The 22,769-nt window shown below is 47.3% G+C and carries 22 protein-coding genes; 9 read left to right on the top strand and 13 right to left on the bottom strand.

Annotated elements, in window-relative coordinates:
• Positions 1–236: 236 nt before the first annotated feature.
• On the top strand, positions 237–551 hold the full coding sequence (locus DVO77_RS02730) for a hypothetical protein (RefSeq protein ID WP_119977182.1): 315 nt from the start codon (positions 237–239) through the stop codon (positions 549–551).
• A 96-nt stretch (positions 552–647) separates the two neighbouring features.
• Here the strand turns inward: DVO77_RS02730 and DVO77_RS02725 are convergent, their stop codons facing one another.
• A complete protein-coding gene (locus DVO77_RS02725; RefSeq protein WP_119977181.1) occupies positions 648–1,157 on the bottom strand; it encodes a DUF4240 domain-containing protein in 510 nt (169 codons plus the stop codon).
• Between the two features lie 146 nt (positions 1,158–1,303).
• Here DVO77_RS02725 and DVO77_RS02720 point away from each other — a divergent pair, with 146 nt between their 5' ends.
• The 8 genes from DVO77_RS02720 (at position 1,304) to DVO77_RS02690 (ending at position 7,850) form a co-directional block, all read left to right on the top strand.
• Positions 1,304–1,717, top strand: a complete 414-nt coding sequence (locus DVO77_RS02720) for a hypothetical protein (protein ID WP_119977180.1) — start codon at positions 1,304–1,306, stop codon at positions 1,715–1,717.
• A gap of 58 nt (positions 1,718–1,775) precedes the next feature.
• Positions 1,776–2,573 carry a response regulator gene (locus tag DVO77_RS02715; protein WP_119977179.1) on the top strand — a complete coding sequence of 266 codons (798 nt, stop codon included), beginning with the start codon at positions 1,776–1,778 and terminating at the stop codon, positions 2,571–2,573.
• Between the two features lie 147 nt (positions 2,574–2,720).
• A complete protein-coding gene (locus DVO77_RS02710) occupies positions 2,721–2,993 on the top strand; it encodes an HU family DNA-binding protein (RefSeq protein WP_119977178.1) in 273 nt (90 codons plus the stop codon).
• Between the two features lie 412 nt (positions 2,994–3,405).
• Positions 3,406–4,098 (top strand): TorF family putative porin, encoded by a 693-nt coding sequence (locus DVO77_RS02705; RefSeq protein ID WP_119977177.1) that lies wholly within the window; start codon positions 3,406–3,408, stop codon positions 4,096–4,098.
• 373 nt (positions 4,099–4,471) lie between these two features.
• Positions 4,472–4,645, top strand: a complete 174-nt coding sequence (locus DVO77_RS18975; RefSeq protein WP_162924129.1) for a hypothetical protein — start codon at positions 4,472–4,474, stop codon at positions 4,643–4,645.
• Positions 4,646–4,850: 205 nt separating this feature from the next.
• The gene (locus DVO77_RS02700) at positions 4,851–5,798 is read left to right on the top strand and encodes an HlyD family secretion protein (protein ID WP_119977176.1); all 948 of its coding nucleotides are present in this window, start codon (positions 4,851–4,853) and stop codon (positions 5,796–5,798) included.
• Positions 5,798–6,763 (top strand): ABC transporter ATP-binding protein, encoded by a 966-nt coding sequence (locus DVO77_RS02695; protein ID WP_119977175.1) that lies wholly within the window; start codon positions 5,798–5,800, stop codon positions 6,761–6,763. Before DVO77_RS02700 ends, DVO77_RS02695 begins: the two co-directional genes overlap by 1 nt.
• Positions 6,756–7,850 carry an ABC transporter permease gene (locus tag DVO77_RS02690; RefSeq protein ID WP_119977374.1) on the top strand — a complete coding sequence of 365 codons (1,095 nt, stop codon included), beginning with the start codon at positions 6,756–6,758 and terminating at the stop codon, positions 7,848–7,850. Before DVO77_RS02695 ends, DVO77_RS02690 begins: the two co-directional genes overlap by 8 nt.
• 92 nt (positions 7,851–7,942) lie before the next feature.
• On the opposite strand, the gene DVO77_RS02685 is transcribed toward DVO77_RS02690, so the two are convergent.
• From DVO77_RS02685 to DVO77_RS02630, 12 genes are all read right to left on the bottom strand, one after another.
• Positions 7,943–9,400: a methyl-accepting chemotaxis protein gene (locus DVO77_RS02685; protein ID WP_119977174.1), complete on the bottom strand. Its 1,458-nt coding sequence runs from the start codon at positions 9,398–9,400 to the stop codon at positions 7,943–7,945.
• A 227-nt stretch (positions 9,401–9,627) separates the two neighbouring features.
• Positions 9,628–10,191 carry a chalcone isomerase family protein gene (locus DVO77_RS02680; RefSeq protein ID WP_119977173.1) on the bottom strand — a complete coding sequence of 188 codons (564 nt, stop codon included), beginning with the start codon at positions 10,189–10,191 and terminating at the stop codon, positions 9,628–9,630.
• Between the two features lie 135 nt (positions 10,192–10,326).
• Entirely contained in the window at positions 10,327–11,187 is an 861-nt protein-coding gene (locus DVO77_RS02675; protein WP_119977172.1) for a hypothetical protein, read from the bottom strand.
• A gap of 73 nt (positions 11,188–11,260) precedes the next feature.
• A complete protein-coding gene (locus DVO77_RS02670; RefSeq protein ID WP_249038093.1) occupies positions 11,261–12,448 on the bottom strand; it encodes a DUF5692 family protein in 1,188 nt (395 codons plus the stop codon).
• Positions 12,449–12,508: 60 nt separating this feature from the next.
• A complete protein-coding gene (locus DVO77_RS02665; RefSeq protein ID WP_119977171.1) occupies positions 12,509–13,414 on the bottom strand; it encodes a hypothetical protein in 906 nt (301 codons plus the stop codon).
• Positions 13,415–14,220: 806 nt separating this feature from the next.
• Positions 14,221–15,594, bottom strand: coding sequence for an alanine/glycine:cation symporter family protein (locus DVO77_RS02660; protein WP_119977170.1), 1,374 nt, complete (start codon positions 15,592–15,594; stop codon positions 14,221–14,223).
• Between the two features lie 1,529 nt (positions 15,595–17,123).
• Positions 17,124–17,465 carry a hypothetical protein gene (locus DVO77_RS02655; protein WP_119977169.1) on the bottom strand — a complete coding sequence of 114 codons (342 nt, stop codon included), beginning with the start codon at positions 17,463–17,465 and terminating at the stop codon, positions 17,124–17,126.
• Between the two features lie 8 nt (positions 17,466–17,473).
• Positions 17,474–17,767, bottom strand: coding sequence for a DUF3467 domain-containing protein (locus DVO77_RS02650; RefSeq protein ID WP_119977168.1), 294 nt, complete (start codon positions 17,765–17,767; stop codon positions 17,474–17,476).
• Between the two features lie 1,225 nt (positions 17,768–18,992).
• Positions 18,993–20,240 carry an organoarsenical effux MFS transporter ArsJ gene (gene arsJ, locus DVO77_RS02645; protein ID WP_119977167.1) on the bottom strand — a complete coding sequence of 416 codons (1,248 nt, stop codon included), beginning with the start codon at positions 20,238–20,240 and terminating at the stop codon, positions 18,993–18,995.
• Positions 20,241–20,255: 15 nt separating this feature from the next.
• Positions 20,256–21,266 carry an ArsJ-associated glyceraldehyde-3-phosphate dehydrogenase gene (locus DVO77_RS02640; RefSeq protein ID WP_119977166.1) on the bottom strand — a complete coding sequence of 337 codons (1,011 nt, stop codon included), beginning with the start codon at positions 21,264–21,266 and terminating at the stop codon, positions 20,256–20,258.
• Positions 21,267–21,298: 32 nt separating this feature from the next.
• Positions 21,299–22,342 (bottom strand): ACR3 family arsenite efflux transporter, encoded by a 1,044-nt coding sequence (gene arsB, locus DVO77_RS02635; protein WP_119977165.1) that lies wholly within the window; start codon positions 22,340–22,342, stop codon positions 21,299–21,301.
• A 52-nt stretch (positions 22,343–22,394) separates the two neighbouring features.
• Entirely contained in the window at positions 22,395–22,736 is a 342-nt protein-coding gene (locus DVO77_RS02630) for a metalloregulator ArsR/SmtB family transcription factor (protein WP_119977164.1), read from the bottom strand.
• Positions 22,737–22,769: the final 33 nt, after the last annotated feature.

Below are 22,769 nucleotides of genomic sequence, written 5' to 3'. Positions count from 1 at the left end.
TTTCTACCAAGCCACCAGCTCCCCTTAACCTACTCCATTAAATGCTTGCTTGTTTTTTGTTCAGCTTTTATTCAACCATCTTAGGTTAATCTTTGTGCAACCACTAAATCATTAAGTGCATTTGCCCCCCTTCAATGCGATGAGGGGACTGCTTGCAACTTGAAATCATTTATCGATTCAAACAGTAATAAACGGCTGCAGATAGCAAGCCTGACGACACATTATTGGAGCAAATTATGATACACAAACTGATGACAACAACACGAGTCAACTATTCAGGCAAGCTGGCTCTTATCGCAGCCCTTATCTTTGCCCTGGCTATTTCATCTCAAGTGAGTGCAGAGCCCTTATCCGCTGACGGCAAAGCCGCAGTAGAGCAACACTTTGCAAGGCTAGCGCAACAACAGGAGATGAGTGACGAGCAACTTATTGGCGGCATAGAAACGACACTTGATACACAAATAACCCAAGTTGAACAACGCTTTATGAAAGAGACTTGCACCAAACACCAACGTCATTACGATCGACAAAGCCAAACTTGTTATGAGTAACACCTACGCATAACCAATGTGCCGTTATCTTGCCCCGTACGAGCTTGGGGCAAGCGACACTCTATAACAGAGCTGCTAGCGCAAGCGATAGAACATTTAAAAAGGAAAACGTGCACTTAGGCGGGGATAAGTAGCCTTAAGCTGTTTCTTTTTATGGGAAAATTTCTTACCTTGCGGCGTAGCCTGACCCGAAGGCACAAAAGGTAACTCCTCACCAGTGCGATCTTCAAATATCTGCCCCGCAATCAAGTCATATTCTTCGATAAAAGGGTAAGCGTAGCCATCTTTCTCAGGCCATTGCTGCAAATCTCCTAGTGCATCTGGATCTTGTAGCACGCTCTCAAACCACTCTTCACCGAGTGAGATCAAGAAACAGCGAAACTCGGCAAAACCATATTCACTATCACAGCCAGTCACAATATAAGCAGCGCCCCAGATTGACCATTGATAAGCACGGCGCATCTGCTGCGAAAAATGTTTATCGAACGCCGCCAACTCCTCATCCGTTAATGACATCAGTTGCTGTTTGAGGTTATCGGCCAAGCTCTGTTGATCTTGCTCTGGACGGCTACGGGTTACTAATTGCCAAAATTCAGTGTCTGTCATGTCGCTCTCAACCAATCAAAAATCGGCACTATATTAACCCAACCCAAGCCAATGGGCAGCTACGCAATCGGGATTAGCGTAAATAGTTGGACTAATGCAGAGGTTTTTTCTACACTCGCTGGCAAATTTTTAGCCGACGAATCGCCATGAAACGACCCCACTTAGCCATGTTACTGCTTATCTGTTTATATCTGGTTACCTCTGTCATCGCAGTATGGCGCACCCTAGCGACCCAAAGTTTAGATCTGTTTACTATCGGAGTGATCCCCGTCGTAATTGGGCTACTGCTGCGCGCCGAATGGGCCGGCTTGCTACTTAAAATTTACATAGCCATTCAAACGATTGCGTTTAGTGCCTTAGGGATGACGGCCGTTATCGCCTATCAGATCACCCCCGAAGAGGTAAAAGTAGTCTTTAAGGGGCAGCAGATCTCGATTCCCTTAATCGTAGTGGTGGTGAGTCTACTCTTGCTATTTCAGTGGTGGGTCGCGTTATCAAAATCAACCAAAGCCTATCTCAGCCGAGCTGAGCAGGCAGGGCCACCAGTTGCTAAACCTTAAGCCTTCAGGTAATTTAAAAACCTAAATATTTACAATTACTAAGCCGAGATCCTTGACTATGGCCACCCTATCCCCGAGTGAACTCTCCATTTTGTTGATTGAGCCTTCAGACACCCAGCGTAAGATCATTACCAGCCGTCTCAGCCAAGAGGGTATTAGCAATATCCAAACCGCCAGCACACTTGCGCAGGCTACGACCATTATCTCGCGTCATCAACCCGATTTGGTCGCCAGTGCGATGCACTTTGAAGATGGCACCGCCTTAGAACTGCTCAATACTTTGAAACAGAATCCAGCCTTTTGTGATATTCAATTTATGCTGGTATCGAGTGAGTGCCGCCGTGAGCAGCTGGAGATCTACCGCCAATCTGGTGTCGTGGCCATCTTACCTAAGCCGTTTTCGTCAGAGCATCTTGGCAAAGCACTCAATGCCACTATAGATCTGCTAAGCCATGACGAGCTCGATCTGGATCATTTTGATGTACACAACATTCGGGTTCTGGTGGTCGATGACAGCAAGATGGCGCGTAATATTATTCGCCGTACCATTACTAATTTAGGGTTAAAACTGATCACCGAAGCTAATGATGGCGCCGAGGCCATCGCCTTGATGCAAGACAATATGTATGACCTTGTGATCACCGATTACAATATGCCCAATGCCGACGGTTTAGCACTGACTCAGTTTATTCGTAATCACAGCCAGCAATCTCACATTCCCATTCTGATGGTGTCATCTGAGGCTAACGATACTCACCTCAGTAACGTGTCTCAAGCTGGGGTCAATGCCTTATGTGACAAGCCTTTCGAACCACAATTAGTCAAACAATTGCTTTACTCTTTGCTTGATAGCTAAAATTTTACTCAATTTTGGGCTAAAGCCCCACGGTTCAACATAAAACCGCTTTCATTATAGGAATGCTTATGGCATGTTAGTTCCAGCAATTGCAAGTACCTAATGTAATTGATGTTACTAAATCTACGGAAAGAAGAGACTATCCAAATGAATAAAACTGAACTGGTTGCAAAAATAGCTGAAAGTGCTGAACTGACTAAAGCTGAAGCTGGACGTGCATTAAAATCTTTCGAACAAACCGTAGCGGAAGCGATGAAGAACGGTGAGAAAATTTCTATTGTTGGTTTTGGTTCTTTTGAAACAACAAGCCGCGCTGCACGTACAGGTCGCAACCCACAAACTGGCAAGGAAATTCAAATCCCTGCAGCGACAGTACCTAAGTTTAAAGCTGGTAAAACTCTAAAAGATAGCGTTAACTAAAAAACGGTTTTATCTTTGTAAAAGCCTCCTGATTAGGAGGTTTTTTTATGCCCCCCCCCCCTCGCTATAATTATCCGGTCACGCTTTTGGCCAAAGACCGTTTCTTCAATGCTATGACTTTTGATGAACAAAACGGTTTACCTCAATTCACACCATGTACCAGCCCATGGTGTCCCATCAGTTTAATAGATGACTTGTTGAGTTGACTCAAGGTTATCGCTGCACCAAAACGGTGCCTTTATGCCTATAAAGCCCCCATCTTGGTTCACACCACTGCAGCTTAAAAATACAACTAACTGAAAGTAATCATATAAATTATTGGCATGGGGTTAGCAGTAGCGTAAGCACTACCTAACAATACTCATAATAATACGGCTAGGTAGTATCCCTATACCAATAAAAAGGAATGAGTATGAACACAGCACTTCGAAACCTAAGCCTGCTCGTAACAACCATGATGTTAGCCGTTCCCGCCAGCGCAGCCGTCACTGGCAATGTGGGAGTGACCTCCAATTACTTGTGGCGCGGTGTGACGCAAACCGATGATGGTGTGGCCGTGCAAGGGGGAATGGATTACGAACACGATAGCGGCTTTTACCTCGGCACCTGGGCATCAAATGTCGACTTCGGTGACGACACCAGCTACGAAATTGATTTCTATGGTGGCTATGCCGGTAGCATCACTGACGATCTAGGTTACGATGTCAGCTATCTCTATTATGCCTACCCAGATAGCGACGCTAGCATTGACTTTGGCGAACTCAAAGCCGCGATCAGCTGGAAATGGTTTAGCCTCAGTTACTCTTATGTGGTTAACGCCGATGACGATGTCGCCAGCGCTCCGTTAGATAATGACGATATGAGCTATGTGGATGCGGCGGCTTCATGGCCACTGTCTGACAGCTTGTCATTAACCGTGCATTACGGCTACTCGAGTGGTGATGTGGTGAACGCTTGGTTTGGCGAAGACAGCTATAGTGATTACTCGATAGCGCTGAGCAAAGACACTGATGTGGGCAGCTTCTCTTTCTTGGTTAGCGATACTGATCTTGAAAATGACGACCCAAAAGTGGTGCTCGGTTATAGCTATAGTTTTGATCTATAAGCTTTAGCGCTAATTTGTGATCTGCTCCTAGATGCGCCGCCGCTAATATTGCGACCGGCGCAATTCAACGAACAATAAAAAACCTATATAATCAAACAATTAACACACCAAAATCATTGTTTTGCACGCAATTGTTCACTTTAAAGTATAAATGCAATTGTGTTAAGCCGATCTCAAAATACTCCTAAACTCCCTGCTACCTTTCTCATTAGCGCTCACTAATGTGCAACTAACTCATTGAGCTATCTGCTAAAGCATTACGTAGCGCCGGTAACTATCGCTTTGACTTTATGTACTAGCCAAAGCTTGTGGTACCGATGGGCACACTCTACGTGCTACGCGGTACTCAATGACAGTGATGAAGGAATCCGCTATGCCTCAATTACGTGATGTTATTCCCAACGATGCAGAGATTGAAGCCATGACCGCCCCTAAAAACCCTAAAGCGGCTTGCGAGTTACAACGTAGACGCGAAGTGAAAAAACGTTTAGAAGCCCTGCTCGAACAGGCGCAGCTTAAACGGGCGATGGGAGGCGATTTTTACTGAACAGCCCCAAGTCCACCCAAGATAGATCCTACCAAGAATACAGGGGCGCCACTCCTCGCCCCTCCTCATCAAACGTTACGGACGTACTCGCATTTCAATGCAGCAGATGTCTCCAAAGAGTGATCCCCATATGGCTAAACGTTAAAGGGTGCTATCTTAAATAACATATTGATTATTAATTCACCCTAGTGCTTATGAGGTTGAAATGAACCCCACTATCAACATCGCTCTGGTGTTTATCTTACTCTGCCTTACAGGCTGTCGGCCCAGTCCACCAGCGCAGGCGCTAGGCACCCTTGAGCGCGATCGTATTTTACTGCGTGCCACCGCCGCAGAGCTGATCACCACACAGCCGATTAAAGAGGGCAGCGTGGTACAACAGGGCGATCTACTACTGCAGCTCGATAACCGCAAAGCCGGCACTAAGGTGGCGATAGCCGATGCGCAATGGCAACAAGCACGCAGCTACCTGCTACGCCTCACTAATGGTGAACGCCCCGAAGATATCGCCAGCGCCCAAGCCAGTGTGCAGCGCGCTAACGCGGCCAAGGTACAGGCAGACAAAACCTATCAACGTACCTATCGCCTCAAACAACAGCAACTGGTGAGTCAATCGGAACTTGATCAAGCGATCGCTAATCGCGATCGCGCCGAAGCCGAGCTGCATGTGGCCGATGAAAACCTCAGTAAACTGCTGGTCGGTGTGCGCCAAGAAGATATTCAACAGGCGATCGCGGCCATGGACGCTGCGGCCGCTAACTTGCAACTGGCGCAGCAAACCTTGGCAGAGCTCAGCATAGTGGCAACCCGCAATGGGCGCCTCGACAGTCTGCCCTTTAATGTCGGTGAGCGGGTGCCCAATAATGCGGTGGTGGCCGTGATACAAGCCGACAACGCCCCCTATGCGCGGGTTTATATCCCCGAACCCAATATGGCGACGTTGCATGTAGGGCTGCAGCTTAATGTCTATGTCGATGGTCTTGATACGCCACTGACTGGCACCTTACGCTGGCTGAGCAAAGATCCCGCCTTCACGCCTTACTATGCACTTAACCAACAGGACAGATCCCGCCTAGCCTATTTAGCAGAATTTACCCTGTCTGACGCCGCACAGTTACCCAGTGGCATCCCAGTACAGGTGGAGTTACCTTGATGAGCCCAAGCAGTCAATTGGCGATCGATGCCCGTGGCATCAGCAAGCAATTTGGTCAGCTTGAGGCGGTATCCAATCTTAATCTGCAGGTACAACAAGGGCATATTTACGGTTTTCTAGGCCCCAATGGTTGCGGTAAGTCCACCACCATACGTATGCTCACCGGGCTGATGACCCCCACTCATGGCACCATCACCTGCCTTGGCCTGTCGATCCCACAGCAGGCGGAGCAACTGCGCAGCCGCATTGGCTATATGACACAAAAATTCTCCCTCTATGACGACTTAACGGTAAAGGAGAACCTGCGCTTTATCGCCGATATTTATGGCCTCAGCCCCAATGCCTGCAAGCGTAAAATTGACCAGCTGCAATCGACCTACAACTTAGTTCCTCAAACAAATCAACTGGCTGCCACCTTAAGTGGTGGCCAAAAACAGCGCTTGGCATTGGCCTGCGCCTGCATTAACAACCCAGAGCTGCTGTTTCTCGACGAACCCACGTCAGCGGTCGATCCTCAAAATCGACGCGACTTTTGGGAGCAGCTGTTTGACCTTTCAGAGCAAGGCACCAGTATTTTAGTCACTACCCACTATATGGATGAGGCCGAGCGCTGCCACCAGCTGGCGATAATGGAGCAGGGACACATTCGCGCCAATGGTAATCCGCAAGCCTTACTGGCAAAGATGGAGGTAAATGTACTAGAAATAACCGCCAACAATTTACGCCAACTGAAAAGCCAGCTCAGCCAATTAAGCCAGGTACGCAGTGCCGCCCAACTAGGCGATCGGCTAAGAGTATTGATAACCAAAGAGATTAACGATCCCACCCAATGGCTCAAGCAGCAATGCAGCACGCTTGATGAGCGCAATATCAGCCATGTGAATGCCAGCCTAGAAGATCTGTTTGTCACTGTTACAGGCAAACATCCGCATAATGCAGGAGCGCCAGATGACACTCATGGCTAGCCTACGACGCATTAAAGCAATTACCACCAAAGAGATGCGTCAGCTTAAGCGCGATCGCATCACCTTCGCCATGATAGTGATGATCCCGTTGATCCAATTGCTATTATTTGGCTACGCCATCAACACAGATGTTCGCAATGTGCCAGTTGTGGTGGTCGATCAGAGTGAATCTGTGGATGGGCGCTGGATTGTTGAGGCCATCAGGGCCTCACAAGTCGTCTCAATCGAAGGCTATTACGCCACCGCCACCGCTGCCGAGGCTGCCATTACCCGCGGCGAAGTGCGCGCCGCGCTGATCTTGCCGCCTAATCTCGAACATAAACAGGCCAATAACGAGCCTATCGGCCAATGGATCATCGATGGATCAGATACCATGGTGGCCGCCGCGATCAGCCAACTGCGTAACATGCCATTAGCGCACATCAGCGACCAGCCCCTAGCCAGCTCCCCCACCTTCGAAGTCGCCCTGTTTTATAACCCAGAGCAACGCTCGGCGGTGAATATCGTCCCGGGTTTAATTGCCGTTATTCTGACCATGACGATGATCTTATTTACTTCGGCGGCCATCGTCCGTGAGCGAGAAAAAGGCAATCTAGAGCTGCTGATCACCACCCCAATCAAACCTCTGGAGCTGATGCTAGGTAAAATTTTACCCTACATTGTTGTGGGGCTTATCCAGATGAGCATCATCTTGGGGCTCGGGCATCTGATTTTTGATGTGCCTTTAAACGGCACCATTGCACAGCTATTACTGGGCACCTTACTGTTTATTGCTGCCAGTCTCACCTTAGGCTTGATCATCTCCACTATCGCGACAACCCAGCTGCAAGCGATGCAGATGACCATCTTTATTATCTTGCCGACCATCTTACTATCGGGCTTTATGTTTCCGTTCGAAGCCATGCCTAAACCCGCACAATGGATAGCCGAACTCCTGCCCGCCACCCACTTTATGCGCATTATCCGCGCCATAGTGCTGCGCGGCGGCCAATTGAGCGATCTGCCATTTGACACCCTCTGGCTGCTTGGCTTTACCCTACTGGGGATCATAGTCGCATCACTGCGATTTACTAAGCGGTTAGATTAACCTAATGACATTAAAGATAAAAAAGCGCCCTAAGGCGCTTAATCAATAAGGAGTGGAGTAGCGAATAGCCATAAGCATCAAACCTAGTGTGGCTAAGCGTGATGACACGCCACCACAGCGGTTAAGCTACTGGCGAGTGCCTTTAAACTCTCTACGCGTTTTGCCAGTTGCTCAGCTTCTATTGCTACAGACTCTGAAACTTGATTGGTATTGACCACGCTGGTGGCAACCTCACTGCTGGCACAATTAAGCTGGGCTAACGCCTCGCCCTGCAGGGCCATCAAATCGGCGAGTTGATTAACGTCGTGCACCACACTGGCAACCTGCTCAATAATTTGAGTCAATTCGCCCGCGGTGTGTTCTATGGTCTGCTGGCCCTGTAACACTTCATTGCGACTGCTTGACAGCAATAAACGGATCTCAACCGCTGATTGATTACTCTTGGCCGATAACTCCCTAACTTGCTCGGCCACCACCGCAAACCCGCGACCGTATTGCCCGGCTCTCGCGGCCTCAATGGCGGCATTCAATGCCAGCAAGTTTGTCTGATCGGCCACCGAAGTAATAAGATCGGCTACCGAGACGATTTTCTGATTGCTATGTAATATTGCCGCAATCGCATCGGTAGAGGCCACTAACGACTGGGCACTGGTCTGTGCTTGGCTATCGATAGATTGGCAGCGCTGCTTTAACTCCTCCATAAACCGTTCCGATTGCGCCATATCTTCAGTCATGCGATAAACCTGCTGATTCATCTCCTCAGCCGCACTCGCTTGGGATTCACAGTTGACATTAAGTTGATTCACTTGACTATGCAAAGCTATGGCCTGCATATCGAGATCGACCGCCACCTCGCTCAGTTCTGTGGCATCTTGATTGGCTTGAGTCAATACTTGGCCTAAACGCTGCTCCCCCGCCAACGCCTTAGTCGCGCTCGATTCAATCTCTTGCTGGGACTTTGCTTGCGCCTTATTCGCCGATTGCCGTGCTGCACTGGTAAAGCCTTGAGCCACCACGATAACGACTAACGGTAACACCATGCCACTCCACGCTTCGACCGCAGCGCCCGTATCCGACAGCGCTATCGTAGAAACAATCTGGTCGTTCAAACCTTGATGTACCATTACCGCCGACAGTAAAATGACCACCACACTCCAAACTGTCGCCAGCGTTAATGATGCCGTAAGAAAAAAGGCAATAATCAGCACGGCAACCCACAGACTTTGACTCGATTGTAAGATTCCGCCCCCTTGATAGATCACATTAAGCGCATGCAGCACCATGCCGAAAAAGCCCAAATTTAATGCTAAGGTGATCTGTTTTAAGAAGCGGATGCAGCCGGCGGCAATGATCTCGACAGAGATTAAAACAACAGAGGTGATCATCAACAGCGTATGGGGCTGTTGTGTCCACTTAAACAGGCTATATAGCCCGGTAAAAAAACACAGCAGAGTAAAGAAGAGTACCGTATCGACGGCCCTTACCTGATCTGTGGTCCATTCATGGTGTCTGGGAAAAAATAGATAACGCCACAGTGATAATGGTGTCATAAGCTTTTATCCTATCCGAATAAGCTCGGAAAATGGGCGATCATGATGTGAAAATAACGCCAGATAAATAAGTCAGCCTGCTTGCCGTTAACCCCAGCGAATATCAATGCCCACTACCGGGTGAGCGTGAATAGTGAACATTGATGAGAATGCGTGGATACTCATAAGTATGATTGTTAACGGCTTCTCAACCGCTAGGGTCTCGGGCCAACAAGCTGACTTGAACCTTAGCCTTTAAGCATCTCTTTTTTGAGATCTTTATCGGTTGGATTGTTACCAAGCCAGATGGCTAATACCGCTTTACGGAAGGTTTCGCCACTGGTGGTAGACAACTCTTTGCCATTCTTGTAGCTGATAATGCCCTGACCCGGAATGCTCACCAAGGTGAATTGATCCCCCTCTTGAATCGGCTCGGCAAACGTCGAGATAAACAACTTAATACTGTCAGCTATCGGCGTCGTGTCACCACCTGTGGCGCGGTTAAAGCCGTCATGCATCGCTTCTGTCATTTTTTCAGAGGTGATCATGCCAGAGGTAATATTGAGCCTGATCGCAGCAATTTGGTCACCATCAACCACTTGTGATGCTTGCTCTGTCTGCTCTACGGTGTAGAGGGAGCCGACGTAAAGATCCATAAAAAACTTACTGCGCACCCCAGCGCCATTAAGCTGTAATACTTGATCTTGCGAGCTCATCGCATCGAGCAGCTCGACCCCCCCCACTTCTGCAGCCGAGGCGGAAGAGGTGCTCAATAACAGTGCACTGGCTAATAACAATATATTCTTCTTCATCTTTCACTCCATCGATATCAACATGTTAACCAATGTGGATCGCCACTGTACCTCAGGAACAACGACAGCCAACCGGTCAAATAAAAAGCACTAGCGCCAAACTTGGGGAGCAAACGCTAGTGCAGGGATCACAACCTAAAAAGCGTGGTTGTATTCAATCCAATAACTGTCGTCAGTGCTGTCGCTGTTATCTGTTTTGTAGTTAACGCGAAAGTTTTGACGTTTATTCATTTGATAAGCCACAGATATTTCGCCAGAGAAGCTGGCCATCTGTAGGCCACCATCCATCACATCATCACTCCAGCCCTTACCTTGTAATTCGTCGGTATAGGATGCGCTCACTAACGTCCACCAGTGGTCATTAAAGGCATAACGCGCGTAGACCATCCCCGTCATAATGATCGATGGCACATCAATACCGCTACTCGATATCGCCGTGCTGCCCACCATATTCGGTGGCAAAATTTGCGACATATTGTCTTCAACCACTACCGCACCCGCATACAGAATGGGCCAGATATAGAAGTTGTCGGTGACAGGAATGGTCATCACTGGACCCGCTTGAATTACCGCCATGTTGCCGTAGAAAGGATGGTCAGCCAAAATCGCATCAATCGACCAACCCGTGCCATTAGTGGTGTTAATGGTGCCATAGCGTAAACGGAAAGATCGCTTACTGGTCTCGTCGTTAAAGGTCGGTACCATGCCGTAGTCAGGGTGGGCTAGCATACCGGTAAACTGCGGCGTTTTATCGCCTTCATCAAACAGGTTTTTCGCTTCGAAAATGATCCCGGTTTTTTGCCCTGAAGTGGCGGTCTTTTCCGACAACATCAACTGCCCCTTAATGTTCATCCCTTCACTACCATAAGAGGCACCAAGCGAGGTATACACATCGGTTGGATTGGACATATCGATCTCGGCATCATCTGCCGCCATCGCACTGAAACCACAAGTCATTGACGCCAAAACCGCTACACTTAAAAGATGCTTTTTCATAATTGACTCCATCGTCATAATTTTATCTATTTGTTTTAAATACCAATTAAAATAACTTATCAATTTACGGCGGTTAGCTTGCCGTGGTGAGTGCTTGACGACGCTTCCATTTACCAGTGAAGAACACATAGGCATAAGCACTGTTAATCACAAAACTAGCTGCGCCAGCGGCGAGCATGAGTTCATCATTACGTGGCATGGGCACCACGTTGCTTTCGTACATAAATGGGCAGCTGAAGTAGTACATGAATGACCCCGCTAACGTGAAGGCGCGAGCCTGTAACCAAGTGCCTTTTTTGATAAACAATGCAGGTAATGTTGCCGCGATGAGCACCATCATTTGGGCGGTAGCGGAGCCGGGGAAATTGAGGTAAACAAAGACGATATTCCACACGTCATAGGCGATGATCCAGAAGGTAGTCATGGCTGGCCAAATCATATCTTGTTGCTTAGATTTGTCGGCATAAATTTGCGCCCAGCCGGCCAAGGTAATAATAGAAAGCACACCACCAATGGCATTCAGCACGTTGGCGAGGTTGCCCATGCTGAAATCTTGCATGACCGCTTCAGTGATATTGATAGCTAAGAAGGCGGCTGCGCCAAATTTGGCCCACTTCATATCTCCGACCTTGGTAAAGCGGATTAGGGTAAATAGCGCTGCAGCACCGACCACAGAGTAGAGCTTGACCCACTTAAACCAATAGGTCACACCATAGCTAGACCACAGCGGGATCAACACGATAGGTAAGATAAACCACAGTAGGTAGTTACTGTATTTAAAGCGGCGGCAGATCTCGTTGAGGATCATCAAGCCAATTAAAACAAGCAGTACGTGGCCGAAAGCCCGGTTTTGATACCACTTATGAATATTAAATCCATCACCATCAAGGCTAAACCGAATAGTCTCATCTTCGACAAAACTCATTTTTGCGCCGTCAAAGTCTTTGATTAACGAGTCTGCTTGGCTGGTAATCGTCAACTCATTACCCGCTAACGACCAGTGTTGAATTTCACTATGGTTAAAACCACCAGACTGCTTGGTCACTTCAACGGTGTCATCGGTACCAAATTCGAGACGATAAAAAAGACTCCCCTCACCTGGCTTACCATCTCGTGTGCCTTGCCAAATTTGGCCTTGGATTTTTGCTAGATTCTGTGATGAATCTACCGGGGCGTCTGCATAGGTCGCTGCGCTGCATAGCATCAGGAACATAGCAAACATGGTGCTGATTATGTTTCTCACCCTGAGTTTCATATTCATTACTCTCTCAATAGTGACGCTTAAGTGATGGGCACCACCTTAGCGGTGCCCCCTTTGTTATTAAGCCGTGGTTAATTTTTGCTGTTTTTCGGGTGTGTCTTTGTAGTAGTCATTCAGCATTGGCGGCTCGTTGTCACCTGTGGGTGGCTCGCCTGTGGGGCTAGTGCGTTTCTTATAGAAGTACCAGATGGCAAATGGGATATGCAGTACAAGGTTAATCGCGCCCCAGTACCACAACACGGTGTCATTCGCCCAGCTAGATGAATCCATCACTGGCGTGAAGATATCAGCGTTGGCACGAACCAAGATGTGGAAGGCCAAGGTGTACACTCGAGCGATAATATAGAGCTCAGGTCTTCCCTTAATGATGGGGTAAAGTTCAGCTGCGATTAAGATACAGAATGAACTTGCGAAGAAGCCTGGGTTTTCGCCAAAGACGAAAGCAAGGTTCCAAGTGGTATATAGGAAGTTCCACGCCGCAGTTGAATAGAACAACAGATCATTAGGCTTATCACGACCAATTACCCAATACATGCGCTGGCCATTCTTATAACGAGGGAATGGGATCGTGATACACAGAATCACGCCACAGATCGCATTGAAATAGTTTGCGGTTGCAAAATCTTTTGCGGTCGCTTCAGCAATGTTGAGAAACAACACGGCGTACAACACCTTAAGTACCCAATCGCCCCTAAAGAATTGCAACACGCGGTTTGGATTGTCGTAGTAGAGATATGCGATGCGTGCACCACCCACCACAATCGCTGTTGGGATCAACACACTCACCGTCTTCACCCAACGGAACCAACCATCTAAGTTGTCGGCCCATAACGGCGCCGTAAGTAGTGACAACAGCCAAAACGCAGCTGTTAAACGAGGTGTACGGCGCATGCCTTCCACCAACACAAGCAAGAACACAATATATCCGCTCATCGAAACAATATATTGCCAGACAGGTATGTCCATAACGCCTCCTGAGTTTAAATGATTCAGGTTGGCGACAAAATTGACGTTGACCTGAACAATTATCGATAGAGTAATTACTCTAATCTAGAGTCTTTACTCTATTTTTTCTTTTTAGCACTTAATGTGAGTTAACTCACATTGCGATAAAGTTCAGGCACCAAAATGTGAACATTTAGATGGCGGTTGTGATCTTGGTAACAAAGTTGATGAGGTTTAATTAATAAATGATAAACAGATGTAACGGTCGCGCAGACAAAGAGAAGCAAAACCCACTTTACAGCCAATAAATGTGATTTAATTATGTTTTTACTTAAATTAAATCAATAAAAATCAACAATATAATTTAACTTCAGTTATTTTTAATCTTTTTGTCTGCTAAGGTGCCATCAGCTGAATATAGCGAGGTGGGATACATATTGAATTTACATTAGGTCATCTGCCATTGGCTTAACCCATTTAATTTTTCGCATAAACGCCTATTGCACCGTAGTAGATAGACAGAAATCGAGCCAAAGTGTTAACAACCCAGCGATATAGCATGATGACGTTCTATTAGCCGCCCTATGCTTCAAATGCGATAAAAACCTAATAGTGAGCGAATCTGTTGGCCACTTAATGAGTCCTTGCTTGGCTTTATTGGTCGGCACCAAGATTGTCTTAACTAGAGAACAATACGACGCAACATTGGTTGTGCGCTGAATCAATATTGAGCGTAAAGTGACGCCTCAAGCACAATTAGATTGGTGCTCTGCAGCAAACTTTACCCACAAAAAAGCGCCTTTCGGCGCTTTTTGCTCAGCAAATAATTAGGCTTTCGCTTCGGACTCTTGCTGACGCTTCTTAAGAAAGTATTCCCGCGTGAGACGAAACACTACAGGGCTCAGCAGCGACAGCGCGATAAGGTTAGGGATCGCCATCATGGCATTAAGCGTATCGGCCAGTAACCAGATAAAGTCCAGTGAACTCACCGCGCCTAGCGGCACCACTAACACCCAAATCAGCCTAAAGGGCTTAACCGCACGAACACCTAATAAATACTGCACGCATTTTTCACTGTAAACGCTCCACCCCAAAATCGTGGTAAAGGCAAACACCGACAGTGCGATCGCTACAATATAATTGCCCATAGGCAAGGCATGAGAAAAAGCAAATGAGGTCAACGCCGCACCATTTTCGCCTGAGGTCCACGCACCTGACACCACAATCGCCAACCCCGTGATAGTACACACCACTAAGGTATCGATAAAGGTGCCCAGCATAGCAACCAAGCCTTGCGCCACCGGATTATTGGTCTGCGCCGCCGCATGGGCAATGGGCGCACTACCTAAACCCGCTTCATTCGAAAACACACCGCGCGCCACACCAAAGCGGATCGCCGCCCATACCGCTGCGCCAGCAAAACCACCTTGAGCGGCCACCGGATTAAAGGCGCTGTGAATAATTAATGCAAAAGCGGCAGGCACTTCCTCGGCATACACCACCAGCACTGCCAGCCCGGCAGCAATATAAAACAGCGTCATTAACGGCACCAACTTACCCGCCACATCGGCAATACGTTTAATCCCCCCCATCAATACCGCGCCAACCAACACCATTAAGATAGCCCCTGTCACCCAGTTCGGCACCCCAAAGTTACTGCTTAACGCATCGGCGACCGAGTTAGCCTGCACCGTATTACCAATACCAAAACCGGCAAACGAACCAAACAAAGCAAACGCCGTGCCTAGCCACGCCCACTTAATGCCAAGACCATTTTTGATGTAGTACATAGGGCCACCAATATGGTTGCCGTTATCGTCGACTTCACGATATTTAACTGCTAATACCGCCTCAGAAAACTTGGTGGCCATCCCCACGAGAGCCGTACACCACATCCAAAATAACGCCCCAGGCCCGCCAATAAAGATGGCTGTCGCCACCCCGGCAATATTACCCGTACCAATAGTCGCCGACAGCGAGGTCATCAAGGCATTAAACGGGCTTATCTCGCCCTTCATGTTTTTATCTTTGTCAGGGATGCGTCCAGACCACAGCAGTTTAAAGCCCGTCCCAAGCTTTAAAATCGGCATCAACTTTAAGCCAAATGAGAGAAATATGCCCACGCCCAAGATCATCACCAGCATGGGCACACCCCACACCACACCGTTGATCATTTTGACAAATTCTGTAATACCTTCCATTGAAACCTCATCATTTTTATCGTTATTCTTGGTGATCTACGCCACTATTGATTGACTGCACCTCAGAGTACAACGAAAGCCACGTAAAATGAAAGTAAGGAATGTTAACGACTTGAAACAAAAAAGGAGGGCGATTAGATTCGAATGACAGGGTTAAGCGTTAAATAAATGCCCAGCATTCTTATATGATGACAAGGCAAGGCCAAATAAAATTTAACTAAAAAATTTAAGTAGTTAGATACTGATTATGGAAATTTCAAATCAATTTTGCAGAATCAACCTCAACAGCCCATATAGAGCAAGGCTGTAACAAATAACATTCGTTACAGCCTACAAGATTTAGCTATTAGGTATTAATACAATTAATATAGATAACTTTCTAATCCTTGTTTTATATCTGACATTCAACCTAATTAACTTTATAAACCAGCACCTTATATTAGTATCAATTTAGTCATTCTCGATCGTGGCCACCTTTATCATTCGCTCATACAAAGGATACCCAGCGTTTGATTATGTTGTACTTGTGCTGGCATTGGGTCCTTTATCACTATTGAGAACACTCTTTTTTAAGCCCATGGTTACAAAATCCACTGTTAAATCTCGACCTAAAATTATCAGCAATGAGATCTGTCCCAGGGGTGGACAGCATAAAATCAGCTACAAACAGGTTTGCATTATTTGTGAAAGCCAGATTTAATTTTATCAATATATTTTGCTTACACCATAGCGAGCTAGGACTGGCTATAGCAAGTTATCCCTATCTTCGATTTGATCTTGTCAGAAGGTTTTGAGACAAAAATATGTTGGTCTTCGAATGAAGGTGTTGGCTTTTTTTGGCTTGTAGCATTTAGTCGAGTTAGTTTTTATTTATTGATGATAGCGTTAACCTTCATGGCAACCAATTGCTTGCCGCAGGCCTTTCGTGCAGGTGCTTCTTCGGCACCGCTGTAACCCCAATACCTAGGCGCTTTGCGATTTCATCCCTGAAATCGAAGGCCTCAGCCGCACCTACACCGAGTTCTTAATCTCTTCGATTTGACCTTACTAGTGTCACTCGGACAATCAAAAGCTAAATTATTTTTGGACAAAAGTATCTTGGCCTTCGAATGAAGGTGTTGGCATTTTTGGATTTTGCATTTGGCTGAGTTGGTTTTTATTTATTGATGGTAGCGTTAACCTTCATGGCAACCAATTGCCTGCAGCAGGCCTTTCGTGCAGGTGCTTCCTCGGCACCGCTGTAAACCCATCCTTGGGCGCTCTGCGATTTCATCCCTGAAATCGAAGGCCTCAGCCGCACCTACACCGAGTTCTAACCCTCTTCGATTGGGCGTTACAGGTGTCATTCTGGGCATTAAAGCTAAATTATTTTTGAACCAAAGCTTGCTAGGCCTAATGTTCTAATTAGTCTGTTTCAGATTGATATTTGTATAGATTAACGCCGCCCACAGCGGCGTTTTGTGGAGTGGAGCAATTGTGCTATCGAGCACAATTGAGCCACATAACCAACGTCCCACTGTTGCGCCTTGTTAAATTTTTGTGCTTGAGTTTCCAACGTTTTTATTTGTCCCCGAGTTGGTAGACTTCGATGTATATGATGGAGTGGTACTGGTTGGAGTAGTTGTTGCCTTTAAAGTTTTAAGCACTTGCTCTTTATTATCATTTGTAAGCCTACCAGAGAAATTTATACCTTCGGCATCAGTTTCAACTTTCAAATGTGCGTTATGGTTTTTAGGGCCAAATTTGTGCCATAGCCAATTACCGAAATAACCAGCAGCGCCGCCTAAGAGAAAACCCCAAATAAAGCCAGCTGTATTGAACAGCATGCTCGCCCAATTTACTGGGTTTTCTGACTCAATTTGGTCAGACATAGAGCCTCCTATTTCTTGGGCTCTATGTTCTCAGGAATTTCACCGAACATTTCTTCATATCTTTTGACTTGATCCTCTAGAACTTTGGCAAAACGTTTCATGTGTGAAGGCGTTAGTGCAACTCGAGCTACAAAAGCACCACCCGTTGAGTTCATGTTTAAAAAGTCAATTGCAAACTCTTCTGCAGCAAAGTGTGCATTGATGTTGTTTGAAAAAGATACAGCTTTTAAGTGGTCAGGTAGAAATACAGGAATACCATCCACTTTCTGTTCATCTTGGTTTTGATTTTCATTGCTTGACATCTTTATCTCCGTTTTGGGAAAAATTTAACGATCTAGTTCACGAGCCGAAGGTCTCGTGTAACGGCTTGTTCTTTACTTTCGGAGAGAGGAGGTTATCGCTACTCAATCCGTGAGCTCATATTCCATGCCCTTGGGGCTTAATTGATGCCCCCCTGCGGCGTGAGGGAAGCTTCGCTTCTTTACTTGAAGTAAATTGCTGGTCTCTTTGAAAGCTTCGCTTTACGAGCCTTAGCAAGTGTCTTCAAGCTATCATAAATGAGGCGTTTCTTCCATCGCGTTTGGCTCTATCTATTCCTTCAGCTAGACTTAAATATCACTTCTTTTTTGCTAAAAATCGTCTACCTCAGGTCAAGAACAGCTTATTGAATAGCAGCTCAATAAACTGCTGCCTAAAATTTAACTTACAGCAACTATGACACTCTAATGCATTGAAATAAATCGATAAGTCAACATCACTTTTAGAAAAAAGTATGAATCGCCCACAAAACTGAACGAGTTTATGTGGAGGTCTCTACAACAAATTATTAAATCACAACAATTCAACTAATTATAAATTTTCAGGCAGTTTATCGAGCATAAAAAACAAGTTTTTTGCTCTGTTTTCTAGCGCGCATCGAACGTAGCGAACGTTTGTTAGCTTTGAACTAGCGGCTCACACCAAGTGAAGCTAAATCGAAGAAACTTTCGATACCAAGTGTAAACGCGGCTGCGGCCTTTGCCAGCAGGGATGCTGGCGTAGAGCCCACAGGGATTGTGCTTGCGGCGTGTCGCAGAAGTGTTTGCACATAAGCTCACCGCAGGTGATAGATTGCCATTAAGGTGCGTCTTCAAAGCACATCAATAAATAAAATGCAGCCAGCCGCTACTCAAAAAAATGCTAAACCTTCATTTAAAGGCCAACAAACTTTGGGGCAAAACCAAATCGAAGAAATTGAATGGCTCAGTGTAGATAAGGCTGAGGGTATCGAAAACAGGGACATTTTCGCTAAGCGGTCATGGATGGCGCACAACGATATCCCTATCTAAAATCCAGTTCGGCAATCCCTGTCTCTCGTTCGTGGGCTCGAAGCTACGCTTCACTCACCGTGCCGCAGAAGTGTTTACACATTAGCCTGCTGCAAGCAATTAACTACTTTGAAGATAAGATTTCAAACACACTTTCCAAAAAAATTCAGCCGAACGCTACTAAAGCTAATCCAAAAAATGCCACACCTTCATTTCAAGGTTATCGCCTTGGTAGCCATACACTGATTAGCGTCGTTAATCCCAGTAATAGCGTCGAGATCCACAGGCAAACCATCAAGCCAAATGCCTGATACACCCAGCCCGACAGCAAGGTGCCTAGCAAGCGGCCAAGGGCATTGGCCATATAGTAAAAACCGACATCGAGCGACACGCCATCGTCACTGGCGTAACTGACGATAAGGTAGCTGTGTAAGGCGGAGTTTACCGCAAAAACGGCGCCAAAAATCAACAAACCTATCAGTAACGTCGCTTGCGCATAAGGCGCAGCACACAGCGTCATCAGCAGCGCGATACTCGCTGGGATCAATGTCAGCAAGCTCGCCCACTTAAGTGCGGCCCCGCCATCAGGCACCTTGGCGACACTCAAGCCAATGCTGCCATGGCCTGTGCTAGTTTGGCCTGTGAGCTTGGGAGCGATGCTCTGCACCGCGCCATAGCCTATCACCCACAGCGCCAGAAAGCCGCCAACCGCCGCATGTCCCCAACCAAACTGGCTGGCTAAATAGACCGGCAGCGCCACCACAAACCACACATCTCGGGCGGCAAACAGACACAGGCGCGCGGCAGATAAGATGTTTATCGAGCGGCTTTTAGAAAACAGCTCACTAAATTTGGGCTTATTTTTTGCCTTGCCTAAGTCTTGCTTAAGGTTAACGATACTGAGCAGCCACACAATGCCCAGCAGCGCTGCCATTAACCCTATGGCACCACTAAACCCAAGCAGTGACAGTAACGCGCCACCTAAGAAAAACCCTAAGCCCTTGAGGGCATTTTTAGAGCCCGTTAGCAGGGCAATATAGCGGTATAACCTGCCCTCATCGCCCTTAGCCACCAGCATTTTTACGCTGCTCTTGGCGCTCATCTTGTTGAGATCTTTAGCGATCCCAGAACAAGCCTGGCTTGCCATAACCCAAGGGACGGTGAGCCAAACACTGGGCACCAGTAACATTGCCAGCGCCGCAACTTGCAGCCCTAATCCCATATTCATGGTGCGATTAAGCCCAAGGCGTGCACCAAGATAGCCACCCACTAAGTTAGTCACCACACCAAAAATCTCATAAAAAACAAATAGCATGGCAATCGACAGCGGCGAGTAGCCTAACTGATAAAAGTGTAGCACCACCAGCATGCGCAGCGCGCCATCGGTGAGCGTAAATGCCCAATAGTTTCCCGTGACAATAAGGTATTGGCGTATTTCAAACGGCAATGCGCGAACTGTGGCGAACATCTAATATCCTTACTATTACGCTTTGTCTACGCGCCCGACCATTCTGACCAGCTCGGCGGTGCGATTGGCATAGCCCCACTCATTGTCGTACCAAACATACAGTTTAAGCTGGGTATTGTTGATCACCATAGTCGACAAGGCATCGACGATAGCCGAGCGCGGATCTGTCTTGTAATCCACCGACACCAGCGGGCGCGTTTCATAGCCTAAAATACCGTTAAGCTCAGCTGCAGCCGCCTGTTTAAATAGGTCGTTCACCTCGGCGACGGTGACAGGGCGCAGCATCTCAAACACGCAATCTGTGATGGAGGCGTTAGCCAATGGCACCCTGACCGCATGGCCGTTTAGTTTCCCCTTAAGCTCAGGAAAAATATGGGTGATCGCGGTGGCGGAACCTGTGGTGGTCGGAATAAGTGATTCACCGCAGGCACGGGCACGGCGCAAATCTTTATGGGGCGCATCTAAGATGGTTTGCGTATTGGTAATGTCATGAATGGTGGTCATCGAGCCATGTTTTATGCCTATCTGCTCATGCAGCACTTTAACCACTGGGGCTAAACAATTGGTCGTGCATGACGCAGCGGTGACGATAGGATGCTTGGCGGCGTCATACAGCTGATGGTTAACCCCCATGACGATATTCAGTACGCCCGCTTCTTTGACAGGCGCCGTCACCACCACACGTTTAACACCTTGATCTAAATAGGCTTGTAATAAGGCTGTGGTTTTCATCACGCCCGAGGCCTCAATCACCACATCACATGCCGACCAGTCGGTGGCGGCGATGGTGCTATTCATACTGGTCGCTATCCGTTTATCGCCAATGACAATATCGCTCCCCTCAGCAGCCGCTTCATGAGACCAGCGACCATGGATAGAATCAAATGTTAATAGGTGGGCTAAGGTAAGCGCATCACCGGCGGGATCGTTAATCTGTACAAATTCGATATCGTCCCACGTCCACGCGGCCCGAAGCGCCAAACGCCCCATGCGGCCAAAACCGTTAATGCCGACTTTAATTGTCATGTTACTCTCCTGAAAAGGGCAATTCTGCTCGGTTAATGTTTAGATGCGGCGCCAATGGCCCGCTGGTATTTTGCTTTATCTCGATTGACAAATGCCACTAACGACAACATCACCGGCACTTCGACCAGCACGCCAACCACAGTGGCTAACGCCGCGCCCGAATGCAGGCCAAATAGTGAAATAGCTACCGCAACGGCGAGTTCAAAAAAGTTAGAGGTGGCGATCATGCACGCAGGACCTGCGACATTTTGCGCGATATTCAGTTTTTTCGCGGCAACGTAGGCAATAAAGAAGATGCCATAGGTTTGGATAAGCAGCGGAATGGCAATCAGGGCAATGTTCTGTGGCTGAGCTAATATGGTCTTGGCCTGCAAACCAAATAACAGTATGACGGTGGCAAGGAGGCCCAATATCGACCAAGGTTTAATGCGACCAATAAAGCCATCAACTCGCTTTGTGCCACCGCGGCGATTTAACCACTGGCGTGTTATCACTCCCGCGATTAAGGGCAGCACAACATATAACCCCACAGAGATTAACAGGGTTTGCCAAGGCACCTGAATATCGCTCACCCCAAGCAGAAAAGCGCAGATGGGGGCAAAGGCAAATACCATAATAAGATCGTTAACCGATACCTGTACCAAGGTGTAGTTAGGATCGCCTTTGGTCAACTGGCTCCACACAAACACCATTGCCGTACAGGGTGCAACGCCGAGCAAAATCATGCCTGCGATATACTCGCTAGCAGTTTGCGCATCCACTAAACTGGCAAAGAAAACCTTAAAAAACAACCAGCCAAGTAGCGCCATGCTAAAGGGTTTTATCAGCCAGTTAATCACCAGCGTCAGCACCAATCCCTTAGGGCTCTTACCCACATTTTTGACTGCCGTAAAATCAATTTGCACCATCATGGGGTAAATCATCAACCAAATTAGCAGCGCGATCAGCAAGTTGACCCTGGCATATTCTAATGAAGCAATAAGGGCAAACAGCGCCGGAAAAAAATGGCCCAACACCACACCACATCCAATCGCTAAACCAACCCACACACTTAAGTAACGCTCAAAGAGTCCCATGCTGTTCACCTATCTTGCTGTATTTAATCTTAACTTGCCTGACTCAGCTGATTTAACAGCATGCCTTAATACGTTCAGGACGTTGCCCCATCGCATCTAGACGGGCCTGTGCCGCCGCCACTAAGCTAGGGTTACCCTGCCAAGTTTGCTCGATAACATTATGCACCCATGGCTGCAATGCCGGATTGATACGGTAAAACACCCACTGACCTTGGCGACGAGAACTCAACAGTTCGGCTTTACGCAACTGGGCAAGATGACGCGATATTTTGGGTTGGCTCAAATTCAATGCGCAGATTAACTCGCACACACACAGCTCACCCTGACTGTAAATCAGCAGCAGGCTGAGTAATCGAGTTTCATCGGACAGCGCTTTAAAAATCCCAGTGGCCATACACGGCTCCAACACAGACAAATTACATACGTA

It is taken from the genome of Shewanella algidipiscicola (genome assembly GCF_003605125.1).
Taxonomy (GTDB): Bacteria; Pseudomonadota; Gammaproteobacteria; order Enterobacterales; family Shewanellaceae; genus Shewanella; species Shewanella algidipiscicola.
The sequence above is the reverse complement of the archived record's forward strand: the minus strand, read 5'-3'. Positions and strand labels throughout refer to the sequence as shown.

Coding starts and splice junctions, on each gene's coding strand:
- DVO77_RS02655 (WP_119977169.1), bottom strand. CDS start 17,465: ATGTCTGACCAAATTGAGTCAGAAAACCCAGTAAATTGGGCGAGCATG.
- DVO77_RS02685 (WP_119977174.1), bottom strand. CDS start 9,400: ATGACACCATTATCACTGTGGCGTTATCTATTTTTTCCCAGACACCAT.
- DVO77_RS02630 (WP_119977164.1), bottom strand. CDS start 22,736: ATGGCCACTGGGATTTTTAAAGCGCTGTCCGATGAAACTCGATTACTC.
- DVO77_RS02720 (WP_119977180.1), top strand. CDS start 1,304: ATGAAACGACCCCACTTAGCCATGTTACTGCTTATCTGTTTATATCTG.
- DVO77_RS02640 (WP_119977166.1), bottom strand. CDS start 21,266: ATGACAATTAAAGTCGGCATTAACGGTTTTGGCCGCATGGGGCGTTTG.
- DVO77_RS02715 (WP_119977179.1), top strand. CDS start 1,776: ATGGCCACCCTATCCCCGAGTGAACTCTCCATTTTGTTGATTGAGCCT.
- DVO77_RS02725 (WP_119977181.1), bottom strand. CDS start 1,157: ATGACAGACACTGAATTTTGGCAATTAGTAACCCGTAGCCGTCCAGAG.
- DVO77_RS02650 (WP_119977168.1), bottom strand. CDS start 17,767: ATGTCAAGCAATGAAAATCAAAACCAAGATGAACAGAAAGTGGATGGT.
- DVO77_RS02690 (WP_119977374.1), top strand. CDS start 6,756: ATGGCTAGCCTACGACGCATTAAAGCAATTACCACCAAAGAGATGCGT.
- DVO77_RS02660 (WP_119977170.1), bottom strand. CDS start 15,594: ATGGAAGGTATTACAGAATTTGTCAAAATGATCAACGGTGTGGTGTGG.
- arsB (WP_119977165.1), bottom strand. CDS start 22,342: ATGGGACTCTTTGAGCGTTACTTAAGTGTGTGGGTTGGTTTAGCGATT.
- DVO77_RS18975 (WP_162924129.1), top strand. CDS start 4,472: ATGCCTCAATTACGTGATGTTATTCCCAACGATGCAGAGATTGAAGCC.
- DVO77_RS02705 (WP_119977177.1), top strand. CDS start 3,406: ATGAACACAGCACTTCGAAACCTAAGCCTGCTCGTAACAACCATGATG.
- DVO77_RS02710 (WP_119977178.1), top strand. CDS start 2,721: ATGAATAAAACTGAACTGGTTGCAAAAATAGCTGAAAGTGCTGAACTG.
- DVO77_RS02730 (WP_119977182.1), top strand. CDS start 237: ATGATACACAAACTGATGACAACAACACGAGTCAACTATTCAGGCAAG.
- arsJ (WP_119977167.1), bottom strand. CDS start 20,240: ATGTTCGCCACAGTTCGCGCATTGCCGTTTGAAATACGCCAATACCTT.
- DVO77_RS02680 (WP_119977173.1), bottom strand. CDS start 10,191: ATGAAGAAGAATATATTGTTATTAGCCAGTGCACTGTTATTGAGCACC.
- DVO77_RS02675 (WP_119977172.1), bottom strand. CDS start 11,187: ATGAAAAAGCATCTTTTAAGTGTAGCGGTTTTGGCGTCAATGACTTGT.
- DVO77_RS02700 (WP_119977176.1), top strand. CDS start 4,851: ATGAACCCCACTATCAACATCGCTCTGGTGTTTATCTTACTCTGCCTT.
- DVO77_RS02695 (WP_119977175.1), top strand. CDS start 5,798: ATGAGCCCAAGCAGTCAATTGGCGATCGATGCCCGTGGCATCAGCAAG.
- DVO77_RS02670 (WP_249038093.1), bottom strand. CDS start 12,448: ATGAATATGAAACTCAGGGTGAGAAACATAATCAGCACCATGTTTGCT.
- DVO77_RS02665 (WP_119977171.1), bottom strand. CDS start 13,414: ATGGACATACCTGTCTGGCAATATATTGTTTCGATGAGCGGATATATT.